Source organism: Chryseobacterium lineare (genome assembly GCF_977014045.1).
This window is the reverse complement of record NZ_CDRNIQ010000001.1, coordinates 476,293-489,836: the sequence shown is the minus strand read 5'-3', so window position 1 is coordinate 489,836 and position 13,544 is coordinate 476,293. Positions and strand designations below refer to the sequence as shown.

10 protein-coding genes are annotated in these 13,544 nt (G+C 38.5%); all 10 read right to left on the bottom strand.

Annotation, left to right across the window (positions count from 1 at the left end; all coding sequences use genetic code 11):
* Positions 1-88: 88 nt before the first annotated feature.
* Positions 89-3,001 (bottom strand): PKD domain-containing protein, encoded by a 2,913-nt coding sequence (locus ACWNCI_RS02115; RefSeq protein WP_449386995.1) that lies wholly within the window; start codon positions 2,999-3,001, stop codon positions 89-91.
* 13 nt (positions 3,002-3,014) lie between these two features.
* The gene (locus ACWNCI_RS02110; protein ID WP_449386994.1) at positions 3,015-5,804 is read right to left on the bottom strand and encodes a hypothetical protein; all 2,790 of its coding nucleotides are present in this window, start codon (positions 5,802-5,804) and stop codon (positions 3,015-3,017) included.
* 24 nt (positions 5,805-5,828) lie between these two features.
* Complete coding sequence (locus tag ACWNCI_RS02105) at positions 5,829-8,879, bottom strand: baseplate J/gp47 family protein (protein WP_449386993.1); 3,051 nt, start codon at positions 8,877-8,879, stop codon at positions 5,829-5,831.
* Between the two features lie 90 nt (positions 8,880-8,969).
* Positions 8,970-9,380: a GPW/gp25 family protein gene (locus tag ACWNCI_RS02100; RefSeq protein ID WP_042722687.1), complete on the bottom strand. Its 411-nt coding sequence runs from the start codon at positions 9,378-9,380 to the stop codon at positions 8,970-8,972.
* 116 nt (positions 9,381-9,496) lie between these two features.
* Positions 9,497-9,787, bottom strand: a complete 291-nt coding sequence (locus ACWNCI_RS02095; RefSeq protein ID WP_042722688.1) for a PAAR domain-containing protein — start codon at positions 9,785-9,787, stop codon at positions 9,497-9,499.
* A gap of 5 nt (positions 9,788-9,792) precedes the next feature.
* A complete protein-coding gene (gene vgrG / locus ACWNCI_RS02090) occupies positions 9,793-11,538 on the bottom strand; it encodes a type VI secretion system tip protein VgrG (RefSeq protein ID WP_449386992.1) in 1,746 nt (581 codons plus the stop codon).
* A 1-nt stretch (position 11,539) separates the two neighbouring features.
* Entirely contained in the window at positions 11,540-12,271 is a 732-nt protein-coding gene (locus ACWNCI_RS02085; RefSeq protein ID WP_449386991.1) for a CIS tube protein, read from the bottom strand.
* Positions 12,271-12,432 (bottom strand): DUF5908 family protein, encoded by a 162-nt coding sequence (locus tag ACWNCI_RS02080; protein ID WP_185116181.1) that lies wholly within the window; start codon positions 12,430-12,432, stop codon positions 12,271-12,273. Before ACWNCI_RS02080 ends, ACWNCI_RS02085 begins: the two co-directional genes overlap by 1 nt.
* 199 nt (positions 12,433-12,631) lie before the next feature.
* Entirely contained in the window at positions 12,632-13,099 is a 468-nt protein-coding gene (locus ACWNCI_RS02075; RefSeq protein ID WP_449386990.1) for a phage tail protein, read from the bottom strand.
* A 2-nt stretch (positions 13,100-13,101) separates the two neighbouring features.
* Positions 13,102-13,533 carry a phage tail protein gene (locus ACWNCI_RS02070; RefSeq protein WP_346985751.1) on the bottom strand — a complete coding sequence of 144 codons (432 nt, stop codon included), beginning with the start codon at positions 13,531-13,533 and terminating at the stop codon, positions 13,102-13,104.
* Between the last annotated feature and the right edge of the window lie 11 nt (positions 13,534-13,544).

Sequence of the window (13,544 nt, the reverse complement as noted above, 5' to 3'; positions counted from 1 at the left end):
TGTTAATTTTTTAATGATTGATTAAGATTAATAAACTTCATAGACAGTATGCCTGCCTATGAAGCTATTATACTCTTTCTTAGAATTATTATCTTCTCTCTCCCGTACAAGGGTTGATTTCTAAGAAATTGCCAACCGGATAACCAGAATAAATTGGTGTCGGGTCATTTGCCAGGAACAGTTGCGTATATGCTACACCGGTATGGCAGTAGCCTAATGCACACACAAGAGAGAATTTCACAAAACCTTCATTAGCGCCTGCTGCCAATTGTTCAGCTTCGTCCTGTGTTATAATGATTTCATTATATCTGCTGAGTCCACTCGTAACACCATTAGGACGGTTAAGCCTATCCTGATCTCCACCGGTATTACTCAAATGCACATTTCCTTTTCTCAATCCTCTCGGATCTGCAGGTGGTGGATTGGACCCGATGATGATATGGCCGTTTCCTAATAAATTAAAACTGGCATCATTACAAGCGTGATACGTATCTATACCGTCTCTATACTGAATTACAACCCGCATTCCGTTGAGACAAACCACTGTCATTTGTCCGGTCAGTTTCAGCGGAGCAACAGCAAAGGTGGTACTACAGCCGTTTCTGTTGGTTACCGTAAGGGTAGGATTAAAGATATCTTCTCTTCCCGCAACAAGCGTATAGGTATGCTGAACAATTCCGTTACTCGGTAATGTCGTTAACGTCAGCAGTGGTGAACCATCTCCGAAATTAAATGTATAAGTAAATCCAGGATTATTACTTGGGGTAACATGGAAGTCAACAGTAGCATCAGGATCTGATGTATCTTCACCATAGGAAACATTACCGGCAGTAACAGAAATAACAGGCTCTGCATAAACAATCAATTCTACATCCACAGGATCATCATTAACTGTAAAGGTAATTGTCTGCCCAAGGTAAGCAGCGCCTACCATACCAGGATTAAAGTAACTTTGTCCTCCGGACTGGGTAATTGCAGAAATTTGAGTACCGTTTACAAATGCTTTCACTTCACCATCTGCCGGAACGATTGACATAGCCATCGGAGCATCTTTCTGACATAGTTGGGTTTTCGGTAACGACAAGAATACAGGATCTTTCTTAGAACAGCACAGGTAAGGCAGCGAGAAATCTGCGAGAACCTGATTATTTGTTTCTGAATCGTAAATTACCAGAAAGGTTCCGCCGCGTTCTACACCTGCTATGTGCTCTGCACCTGATTTCCGTTCTAAAAATTCGCTTAAAAGTTCACTTATAACATCATCTTTTTTAGGATCTTGTTTTACAACGGTAACGCCTTCACCTTCTTTAGAAAATTCAGCTTTGTTCAGTAATCTTAATTTTTCGTCTAATTTTGAGATATTGAATAAAGTACTTTGTGAATTAGTCCTTTGGTTGCTGATATCACTGGAAATCGATACCAGTTGTTTTCTTAAATCGTCTATTGATACAACATCATCTTTAGTCGGTTCAGTAGGTTTTTCTCCTTTTTGGAGAACCAATGCAACGACGTCAAAAGCTAATCCGTATTTTGCTTTAAGATCATTAATATTTTGTAACGCTGTTTTATAAGGCAGCCCCAGGTGACCTTCAATTCTGTAGAAGTCGTTATCATCAATGTTATAGTTCAATGGATTCTGAATAAAGTCATCCGACGCCAAATTACCGGTGTGATAGCTTAAATTGTAAGTTTCCCTGTCCGTTTTTGTTTTTTCATAATTCCATTTATTCAATAATAATTGATCTACATTATAATAGTAAGGAATGGCTTTATCACCTAATCTTACATCAAGATTGGAAGGCGTAATTTTGATAGGCCCGATATACGACTGAAATCCGTTGATTTTCTGCACAAAACGATTGGCAAGCATTACCACTCTTTCGTAATTTTCATCATCGCCGGTAGTTACAGGTGAATGATAAAAACTGTGACGGTAAGGAGTATATTCTCCTAATTCAAGCGAAGCTCCTACACGGCCCAGCAGCAGGTGTTTCGGAAATGAATTTATACCCGGACAGCATTCGGCATTAAGATGCAGGATCAGTTCTTTTATTTCATTGTAGGTATCAATTAAATCTTTCAGGAGATCATAACGGTATTGATAATCATCCAGTCTTGAACTTCCCGGTACCGGATTTAATAAAGAAGTCAGTTTATCATTGAGATTTTGCCCGCCAAAGTTGATATTCACATTAAAAATGCCGGCAATGGCACCAAAACCTTTACTCAGGTCTGCAATAGCAGTGTTGGCATTCTGAAATCTTGTTTTTAAATCTGATGCTTTTGCAATGGTTGTATCCAGAATCACTCTTTTAGCCTTTATTTTAGGTAATTGATCAAAAAGCTCTTCATATGCATTATGGGCTTTATAAATGGAATCTTTTGCATCACCTCCGGAAATAAGATCCGAAACGCTTTGTGAATCTGCCAAAAGCACTTTAAGATTGGACACCTGCTCAGCGCCGGTGTTGTCACAATCTGCATCCTGACATGGAGTTTCCTCATTAGAATAGCTTTCTAAATAGAGAACCACAACTTTATCGTAGATCGCACTGCCAATTTCTTTTAGAGGCCTGAAGCCTTCGACATTCGTTAATTTGTCGTATTCATCTTGTGTAATTACTTCTACAAGAGGCACCTGATTTCCGCCGATGCGAAAATGTTTGTATTCCACCTCATCAATGTAATTTCTGTAATATTTGTAGCTTCTGGTATCAAAATCGATAGCAACATCTGATGTTTTATCTAATTTCTGGCGGAGTGTTATTAAATCACCGTCTGTAGTAACACCGGCTCCCTGTGTAATAACAAGGGTTGCGTCTAAATCTAAAGATTCCGATTTAAAACCACATACTACCCCCACACCACTCAGGCGGGTTCTTGATAATCTGTCCTGGTCTTCGAAATAGTCTATGAATTCGTTTAATTGCCCGTCCGTTAACGCCTGGTTTTCGTTGAACTTTCTATACTGGGTTGTTACATTATCTAATTTAGTATTCATTGTTTGTCAATTTTTATAAGTTTGATTGTCCTAATATGATTTTCCCGTCTAAGCTGTCATTATCATCCTTTGCACAGTCCAGGAGTCTTCCCGGTCGGTAAATATTATTCAGATTCGTAAGAGCAGTGAGTAAATCCCGGATGCTGTTGCCTAAATTCGCTGTGTTATTTTTTGATTTATCTGAAAGGAATTGTTTAAGAGCAACCTCAAATTCAGACAGATCACTTTTAGCGGTCTGCGTTTCTGTCAGACGGTCTCCTACCCAGCAAATTTTGGCTAAAACATGCGCCGGAATTTCCTGTCTGATGACGGTTTCCGCATAGCGTCTGAAATCGGGATCCTGGAAACGATAGGCGTATCCCGGAAGAACAACACTTATACGGTAAGAATAAGGATCAAAAACATCGGTTTCACAATCTTCTTCACAGGAATGCATAAAGGTTTCCGAATACTCCACCGGATCCTCTGAAGCCACATCTTCAATATCATACATGACTTTAAAAGTGCGGTCTATTTCCATACACCCGATACCGCCCATAAGCTGGTAATCTTTAACGGTGGGCTTTAGCAATAAATTATCGACGAAGAAAATACCTTCTTCCGTAAAATCATCCCTGAAGTACCTTACCGTTTCCCTGATTCCGATTTTCAATGCTTCCAGATCAGGATAAGGATTGGTTCTTTTGTGGGTAGCAATCACATTTTGGTCTTGCGAATCATCTATAACATCAAAATAATAATTACCTCCACCCGAAAAACGGATTCTCATGTTTCCAATCATACAGGTATTATCTTCGCACACACCCAATTTTTCCAGTGCATTTTCAAGGTCTTCCTGATCGATCTGGATAATCTGATAAATGGCTTCATTCAGGTTTTTAGTGGCAGCATATTCAATCTCATAGCTTTTTACAGATGATAAGATGATATTGTTTGCAGCATCTTTTATTTTCCAGGTATAGGTTGCTTTATCGCCGTTTAATGTTTTAGTAATTAAAACAGGTGATTGGGATACACTTCTCTGTGTATAGTTTTTAATTCCCAGCAAACGGGCAATTCTTTTCTGCGCTCCGGAAATATTATTTGTATTCCAGATATCTGAATCGCCAAACAATGTATAATTGTAGCCTAAACCGCGGTCTTTACTTATGGATGCATATTCATTCAGGAAATTTTGCTTATTGCTTAAGACAATTTCGTCAGCAGATTTTCCGTACAATGATTTCATCAGGAAAGTGTAGTCACTGAAAGTTTCTGCAAATCGGGAAATCAAATGATCCAACACCTCATTTCGGCGTTCAACGCTGTTGTCCAGTTCTTCATACAAAGAATCTGTGAGATCATCATCATTTCCGGCAGGATAATTGGAAACCAATTCGTCAAATCCTTTAATATTTTTAAGTGCCTGCGTGAAATAGGTTCTTTTTAAATCACCATTTACGCTTAATACTTCTTTTACTTTTTCAAGGTGTTTAAAATAACTGGCTAAAATCTGATCAAAAAACAACAAATATCCTTTCATCTGTTTTGCCAACGCTTCTCTTTCCGGGGTTTTATTTCCTATAATCCCGGAAATCCCAACTCCGTAAGTATCAGGAAATTCATTGAGAATAGTTGCATATTCTGCAATGTCATAGGACGTTCCGTGTGGTAAAGCCAGTTCTTTATTCTGCCTTGCATCATCTCTTAGTGCCTCTTCTTCTCTTTTAAGAGTCTCTAGGTATTCCTGAACCTTTTTATCGTTTATATTTAACGGAAGCGACCCTTTACTGTAGCTGAATGAACTCAGCTCGCAAAGTTCCGGTTTTCTGCCTTTTTCAATACAGATCAGCCAGTCGTTGGTCTGCTTGATCACTTGATCACAACCTGCAATAGAAATTTCGTGAATTTCTTTCACGCCGTCAATTTTCATAACTTCACTGATGATATCAGAAAGACGGACTTCTCTTCTCAACTGGCTGTTTCTCAATTCTTCGGTATCAATAAAACCATTATCTAAAAGCGGACCTTCAAAAATCTGATCCGTTGTCAGACCTTTTTCGAGCATCTGTTGTAATGAATAAAAATGGACTTCAGGAGACAGGTAATTATTAATTGCTTTTAAAACTTTAGCATGCACTAGTTCTTCATCGGCTTTGTTTACCAATCCGATACGCGCGCATACCGCCACTTTCTGGATTTCGATCTCTTTAATTTCCGCCAAATCTTCACAAAGACTTCTATTGGAATGGTAACGTTCTAATATCTGAAGGTTTACACTGGACTTTCCGCATCCGTTATTTTCATCTTCGACATCCTCGGCATAATCTACATAAAGATCATACAATCCCTTTATATTAAAGCTTTGTGTTTTATCTCCGATAGGTTTAAAATCTAACTGACCCGTTTTACAATCAACATACAATTTTTCATTGTTGGGAACCAGCCAACAGTTGCGGATCGGCCTTTTATGACCGGCTGTAAAGTTGATATCGATGAATAGCTTTCTGTAATCAAGCTCGGTTAATGGCCTTGAAGGAAGAATTTCTGTAGCTTTTAAAAACTGCGTATGAATATCTGTATCTGTGTCTTTAGAGGTTAGGATATCCTCCATATTCATATTCATTCTCATCCCGAGATCCGTGATGGCATAGCTTAGAACTTCCAGCGTGGTAATTCCCGGATCATGAGAATTGTAATCTGTCCAAAGTTTTCCTCCTAACTTTTCTATGTATTCAATACCTGTTTTGCGTAGAAAGTGAAAATCGGTCTGATCTCCGGTTTCTATATTTTTCGATATACTAATGTGCTTATTTTCTGACATGGTTATGTTTTCTTCTGTTTATTATTAAATACATACTTGTTCTGCAATAGTAATTTGGTGTTGTTTGGCAGATACCAGAATGGATTTCGGATCTACTTCTATCAGAGTTTTCTTTTGTACAACATCATTCACCAATATCCTGATCTCATCAATGTAATCGACATAATACAGTTGCTCCAGGTAATTAATCAGCTGGTTAACATTCAGTTCCACATTAAAATCAATATCTTTGGAATCTGTAAAAGCCCACGGCGATATGTATTTTTTAATATCTTCATCCAGTTGTCTCATGTAAAATGTTTCGTCGTACTGCTCAAAGAACTTTACCTTAGTCTGTACTTTTGCTTCTTTATAATTGGGGTTGATTACCTGAGCTGTAACATGCATCGTATTTAATTCATTTACATAATTCTGAATTTTATTCAGGCTGGCCCTGCTCACTCTCGGCTGATAGACATCAAATGCATTTTTATTTCTAATATTCGGCACCACCATCAATGTGACATGTCCCGGAGCCATATATGAATTTTCAGAAGTATGGTTTAAACATTTCACCTTAAAAACTTCCGGAAATTCCTGCAATACCAGACTTTCATAATCCCATTGTGTAATCGCTCTGTGCTTGTGTCTTAATCTTTCACTTACCCGTCTGTAAAATTCCGTGTCTGCCTCTTTATATTTACCATCGAATGAATTGTAAGGCTGATTGACAGATTTTACCTGAGGAACTCTGGTAATCAGTTTTGAAATGGTATTGGCTTCCAAACCGTTATTCAGATGCGCCAGATCATTGTCCTGATTCTGGAATGTCGCTAAAACAGCCTGTGTATAAATCCCCTGGATTTTGCAAACGGCATCATAACTTCTTTTTGATTTGGCTCTGATCCAGACCAATCCGTCGGTAAGCCTTGTATGGCTTGTATTGATCTCTTTGGGAATTTTAAATTTAACAATTCCTGATTCCAGAAATTTTCTCGTTTCATTTTTCAGCAGGTTTTTCGACAGATCAATCCACATATTGTTTGAAAGGATATGCCATTCGATAAACTCTTTTTCATCGAAAGTATCCACCAAAGGGTTTTCGCTTCCTTCAAGCATCTGGATCAACAGAGAAACCGTAGATTGTGGCATGGCTTCCAGGCCGATGTATAATTCACCACCATTTTGGTGTACGGGAACGATGCTCTTTGTTTCCACTTCTTTCTCGTATTGCCCGAATGCATCTTCATGATATACCTGTACGTCTGCACTTTTTGAAGCTTGTCCGCTGGAATCTTTGCTTAAATAAGAGTATGCATTTTCCTTTGCGCTGTAATTCAGCTCGATATCTTCCGCAAAAGGAATATAGGGTTCGTTTGGAATAAGCTTTTCACTTGCAGAGCTGCTGGATAATGCCAAGGTATATAATTTAGGATACACATCCTGTAATGCCGACTGGTTCAGCGTCAATCTGATAGCCTCGCTTGTCCCCGAATCATTGCTCGTATTATAAATAGAAAATTGGGTTGTGTAACCGTTTTCTACTTTTTTAAACAACTCAATATCATTGCCTTTCTCACGCCATATTTCTTTGTCCAGAAGTGCCACATCAGCGGTAAAATAAGCATCTGACCGAACGATTGATGAGCTTTTCAACTCTTCAAAATCTACCAGGCTGATATTTTGATTCGGCTGAATAACATATCCGCTGTACAAATCTTTTATTGAATCAGGCGTATTTTTCCAATTGATAATAATGTCTGCATTCTGCCATTTTTTGGAAAACATTTCAGTACTTTTAATGTAAAAATTAGATCCTTTAATAGGCTGTGCAGTGAATGGATAATAAGGTTTTTCGGCATTCAGTGTACTGCTGTCGTTTTCTATCTGAACAAATTTTACTCCTTTTACATCAACCGTTATTTCAACATTTTTGATTAGTTTTTCTGAAAGAGCTTCATAGACATCATAGTATTTTTCTCCTTCGATCATGAATCTTACGACAGGAAAATCGGTCTGAAATGTTTGCAGTAAAACTTCCTTGTTGTATTGTACCACTGCAGGGAAATCTTTGGATAATGTAAAAGAAAGTTCCAATTGACTGTCGTCATTTTTCATACATTTTAAAACGATTCCGGATAACCATTCTTTTTCTCCGCTGCAAAACACTTTGATATTATTTTCAATATCCGTGTTTGATAAATTTTGTAATTTCTGCGTCGAATTTTTGATAAAATCGATTTTCACAGTAATCGTTCTCTCACCTTCTTTTAAATCAAATAATGAGGAAGCCACTGAAAAACCGAGTTTTGCTTTCGGAAGTTCTTTGTAGATTGATGTATCCGAAACTGTTTCATCAGCATTATATCCGAACGGCCACCAGTAATTGCTTTCTGCAGGAAGTTTATCTCCCACACCATCAGCAGAATTGGCAACCGGAGCCATCTTCAGTTCTCGTTTTTTAACATCGTTCAGGAAACTTTTGATTTCAACAATTTTTGCCTGATTGGCAATAAGCTCTTCACCTGTCTTGTAAATGCGTTTCTTTCCATTGGTATCTTTACCGCCATCCAGCAGTGTTCCGCCCGGAATTTTTTCCTGAATTGCTTTTTTGGCCAATTCGAAAATCACATAAACTTTATCTGCTTTCGCATCATTTTTTTCAATTTGCAGAATTTCGTTATAATAGAAATCCAAATGCCTTTTAGTTAAATTATTGAAAGCTTTTTTCGAGAAATCCAACAATTTTAAAAAGCAAACGAATAATGTCAGGTGAGGTGTCAGGCTGCTGTCTTGTTCAAACTGGGAAATAAGATCTGTAACCTGTTTTTTCATACTCTTATACTCAACGCTTTCTCTACGCGGAACGGCATTGGCATCATCACCCAGGAAGAAATTTCCCCAGTTTCCATCCGGTGTTGTATGATCATCTTTACCGAAATAGTTGACACGCTGTGCAAAATTGTTTGCGAATAATAGCCAATCAAACAAATCGAAATCGTTTAATTCAAGATTGCCCGGATCTAATTCTGCTAAAAAGCGCTGCATTTGTGATTTTCCTTCACGATAATGTGAAAATGTATCTGTTTTTTTCATTTGTTTATATTTATCTTTCTATGGTCAGATGCAATACTTCATGTAGTGTTTGGTAGTATTTAAAAATGGCTACAGACATCCCGTAATTCATTATATTTCGGTAGCTTCCCCTTTGTAAAAAGGAAAAACCATATTGCTTCTTGTATTGGTATTTCTTACTTCGTAGTCAATTTGTATCAAAACTTCACCTTCAAGTTCTTCCTGAGCATCAATTTCGATACTCAGAATGTTGATTCTGGGTTCGTGATATAAAATAGCGCGCTCAATGATTCCTTTCATCTGGGTGATCAACGTTAAGTCCAGTGGCTTAAAGAGCATTTCCTGCAGGTCGCACCCGTAATTCGGGAACATGACACGCTCGCCGGGACGTGTTGACAACAGAATCATAAGACTGTTATTGATGTCTTCTACATCGGTGGTCATTGCCAACTTTCCTTCAGTCTGATTAAACTCAGGCGGAAAACTCCAGCCTATTCCTAAAAAATCTGTATTTATTTTCATACGTTATTTGTTATATTTAATGGTAACATCTTGCATCTGTAACATAGAGTTTGAGTTGTGATAACCTTTTTGTTATTGATGTTTTACGTTCTTAATTGTAGGTGATTTTTTAAATATCATCCGCCTATCAAGACAGTAGCTTCCCCTGCGGATATTACGCCTCCATGCGCGGTGGAATCGCCCATTCTTGCGGCAGGTTTTCCGCCGATCAAAACGCTTGACGATCCTGATGCAATGGTGTCCATCGGACCTGTGCATACCGCTTTGTCCCCTACTCTTGCGGCAGGTTTTCCGCCGATCAGTACCGTAGGTTCTCCTGCCGGAATAATGGGTCCGCCTACATGCGGAACATTTCCTGTCACCATGGGACAGGTGTGCATATCTGTAATTCTTGCTGCCGGTTTCATGATGATTAATTGATTTTAACCTGAGATCCTTTTACTACTGTCACTGCTCCTGATTTAAGTTCAGAACCTGAGCTTCCTTCAGCTTTGAATTGGGCGCTGGCTTTTACATTGATGTTGACGCCTTCCATATTGATGTCACCTTTTGCCTTGATCTTAATGTCTTTTGAACTTTCGATACTGATCCCGTCTTTATTAAGTGTCAGCATATTAGAATGTTCATCTTCTATTTTAATGACATCTGCGTCTTCGTCTACGACCACTTTCTTCCCTTTCGGGGTTTCCAGGGTGTAGGAAATTTTGTCGTCATTAAAGATCATTTTCATTTCACTCCGGGTTACAAATCCTTTTTCATGATTATCATCTGAGGCTACGATAGGAGCCGGTTTTGTACTGCTGTTCAGCATTCCCAAAACCACGGCGTCATTTGGATCGTCATTAATAAATCCGATAATCACTTCATCACCGATTTCCGGTCTGAAAAAAGATCCTCTGTTTTCTCCGGCATCCAGAGTGGCTATTCTTGCCCAGATTCCCTCTTCTTCATTGTTAATGATCGGAATCTGTACTAAAATTCTGTCTTCTCCATCCGGATCAGATTCCAGTTGTGATACAATTCCGACATGCAGTCCGCTGATGGCAGGCATAATTCCTGAACCCGGCATTTCACTTACATCATAAGTTTCAGAGAACCACGTTGGGGAAAGCCCGAACTGTGCATCTACCAGCCAGTTTCCATCAACAATTTCATGACGGACACCTGTTACGTATATCTTCCCGTTGAACCGGTTTCCAACTCCCTGAAGTGTTAATGTAACCCCTGGTTTCACCGATGGAATTCCCTGGAATTTCACTCTTCCTCTGGTTTTGGCTAACTGTTGGAAAGTTGCTTTTGCATCGCCCCATTCCTGCAGCTCACCCTGAGTAAGATTTCCGCCGTGCTTCAATTGTAAGTCTTCGATTCCGAACACTTTTGCCAGATCACCGGATGAAAGATTTCCATTGAGACTGATGGCCGGATCCTGCGCTTCAACTTCCGTCAGTTCCTGATCGGTATAGTTCCATGTTTTGGCGGTAATTTTACTGAACTGATCTCTTGCGTCAATTTCCCCGTCAAATTCATGTACCGATGATCCGTAGACAACGGTTTCTACCGTTTCACCACTGAAATCAGGTTTCGCTACTTTGATCTTTCCGTCTTCAACAAAACAAAGCTTTCCGTTGGCCTGCGCCCTGGTCAGCATAAAATCCCAATCGGAAGCCTGATACTGCACCAGTTCTTTATGGGAATTTGAAGTAGCTTCTACATCGGCAGTGGCACCGCTATTACCAATCAGTTCTTCGATGATGTCGCTGTCTTTGCTGTCGTAGAAATATTTGCTTTTTCTTCCCAAAGTCATTTTTACCGCTTTATCCCTGCATTCGATGATGAGGTAAGAAGATCCGTTTCTCACTTTTATATTATGCTTTACAACAACACCTTTAAAAATGGTTTCTTCTTTAGAATGGTAGCCTGCTGTGATCTCAATTTCTTTTCCGGGAATTAATAATTCTTCATTGCTTAATTTAAAATCCTGTTCCGGAACACTTCCGTCCAAAATGACAATGCGGGCATAAGGAATTCTGTTGACTTCTTTTTCTACGACAATGCTTTTTACCCCATATTTTCCGGGCAGTTCCGTGTCTCCGGACATCACTTTAAAAGTTATTAAATCCGGGGTTTTTGCTGTTTGTATGTATCCGCTGTTATTCATTTTATGATGTTTTTTCTAATGGCGGAAAGAATAATTCCTGCCCGGGAATTAATTGTCTGAAATTGATAAGACCGTTTATTTTAGCAACTTCCAGATAGTATTTGGAATCGCCATAGATTTTTTCGGTCATTAGTGGTAAAGTGTCTCCGGCCTGTACTGTTCTTTTGTGGGTAAGATCCGGGGAAGATGTTTTTACAGTTTTTTCTGCAAGCTCTTTACTGATAGCTCCTGAGAATGTAGCTTTTCCAATAGCTCTCAGAGGTGTTCCATCGTTATTAAACATTTTATAATCAACTGTAAATTCGGAGAGCATTCCTTTATACTCAAATTCTCCCCAAATAACAATAACATTATAAGGCTTATGAATGGACCCATTATAATTCCCCGTTGCTACATAAAATTCTGCAATTTGGTCGTCTACAGCTTTCTTACTAAAAGGATCTCTTTTTCCCAAGCCTTCCTTTATTTTGTTGATGAGCTTATTACCTGAATTATCTTTCGTTACGCCTGTACCATCAAATAAAAATTCCAGCTTCAGTTCTGAAGGAAGTGTTCTAACATATTTTAGATTACTATCACTTGTTCCCATTTCAGAATCCTGATTCAATTCATTCTTACGAGAGAAAGAAAAACCTGAGGGATTAATCAGTATAGAAAAATTTTTACCCATCTGACTACTGTAATTAGAGTCTTTATAGGCTTTTATAGTTAATTTTTGTAATGCTCCTCCCATTATCTTTCTTTTTTACGTTGTTGAATATTTACTGCCTGCTCTACACTTTCGCTCACTGCCCGCATAATTTTTGCCTCATCAATTGATGTAGCATTAGTTGATGCTGCTGTTTTCTCGTCCACATTTATTTTAATGTGAAGCTCTTTTATTTCTATTGGCATTTCGTTTGTTTTTAATCAATTTTTAATTTTAAATAATTAAAAATCAATGATTTAACCTATTTATTTAAAAAAATCTAAGCACATAAAGAGTGCGTTCAGTCCTGGGATAGACCAATCCGTGTTTTTCATGAAAAAATTATTTTGCTAAAAGTTATCCTGAGGCAAACACACTTTCAGGTGCCTAGATTAGATTTAGAAATTACAAGCCTAAACTTGCTAACGATGTGGGTATGGTGAAATATCTGTATTTCAGTTCTATCGTTTCAATCGCCAATTTGCTTTCTTCTGCATTGAATTCTGAAACCTCCCACCGTACCGGGTATGCTCCCACTACATTCCAAACCATTAAAGGCGCTGTAGACTGCAGCCCACCATAAAGAGAAACGATGAGGTTTCTGGGTTCAAATTCGAAGTTTTCCATGGCATTTCTGCACCAGCTTATCAATCCGGAACTTACGATCAAGCCACGCTTAAGAACTAAATTGGGATATTTTGGTCTTAAAGGAAGCTGATGAGTAAATCTGTTTTCGCCTCCTTCGGCATATTCTTCGGTTGCAATGTCTGTTGATAAACCGGATATAGACTGAAATCTGGAATCAATACCCTCTGTTGTTGAAATCCCGTTAACAATAAAAGAGAAACTGGTTGGAGGATATAAAAGAGCCATGATTAGTTATTTTCAATAGTTAATCCCTCGTGTGCCAATTCCAGAGTTTCGATTGCTACCTCGTTTCCTTCAGCTTTCAGATCTGTTGACTGCATTTTTAGCGGGAAAGCATTTTTCACTTTCCAGGTAACTGCAGGCTCACCATTCTCGTCCAAAAGAGAAATCGTGATTGATCTTCTTTCTACTGTATTTAATTGAATGGATTGAAACCATGCAAAAAATTCATTATCAGCTTTGAAAGTTCCTCTTTTCAACGTAATGTTATTGAAAACTTTCAATCCCGGCATCTTGATCTTGCTGAAATCCGGACTTGCTCCATGTCGGTATTCAATAAGACCAGCTTCAATATTTAAACCCGATACTTCCTGAAAACCTACTTTTGTTCCGCCCCAATCTACTTCAAAGGCAAACTTTACTAATGGATATGTACTCATAATTATTTATA

Excerpts from the sequence above, each read along its gene's own strand:
- ACWNCI_RS02080 (WP_185116181.1), bottom strand. The coding sequence starts at position 12,432 with ATGCCAATAGAAATAAAAGAGCTTCACATTAAAATAAATGTGGACGAG.
- ACWNCI_RS02115 (WP_449386995.1), bottom strand. The coding sequence starts at position 3,001 with ATGAATACTAAATTAGATAATGTAACAACCCAGTATAGAAAGTTCAAC.
- ACWNCI_RS02075 (WP_449386990.1), bottom strand. The coding sequence starts at position 13,099 with ATGGCTCTTTTATATCCTCCAACCAGTTTCTCTTTTATTGTTAACGGG.
- vgrG (WP_449386992.1), bottom strand. The coding sequence starts at position 11,538 with ATGAATAACAGCGGATACATACAAACAGCAAAAACCCCGGATTTAATA.
- ACWNCI_RS02110 (WP_449386994.1), bottom strand. The coding sequence starts at position 5,804 with ATGTCAGAAAATAAGCACATTAGTATATCGAAAAATATAGAAACCGGA.
- ACWNCI_RS02070 (WP_346985751.1), bottom strand. The coding sequence starts at position 13,533 with ATGAGTACATATCCATTAGTAAAGTTTGCCTTTGAAGTAGATTGGGGC.
- ACWNCI_RS02105 (WP_449386993.1), bottom strand. The coding sequence starts at position 8,879 with ATGAAAAAAACAGATACATTTTCACATTATCGTGAAGGAAAATCACAA.
- ACWNCI_RS02085 (WP_449386991.1), bottom strand. The coding sequence starts at position 12,271 with ATGGGAGGAGCATTACAAAAATTAACTATAAAAGCCTATAAAGACTCT.
- ACWNCI_RS02095 (WP_042722688.1), bottom strand. The coding sequence starts at position 9,787 with ATGAAACCGGCAGCAAGAATTACAGATATGCACACCTGTCCCATGGTG.
- ACWNCI_RS02100 (WP_042722687.1), bottom strand. The coding sequence starts at position 9,380 with ATGAAAATAAATACAGATTTTTTAGGAATAGGCTGGAGTTTTCCGCCT.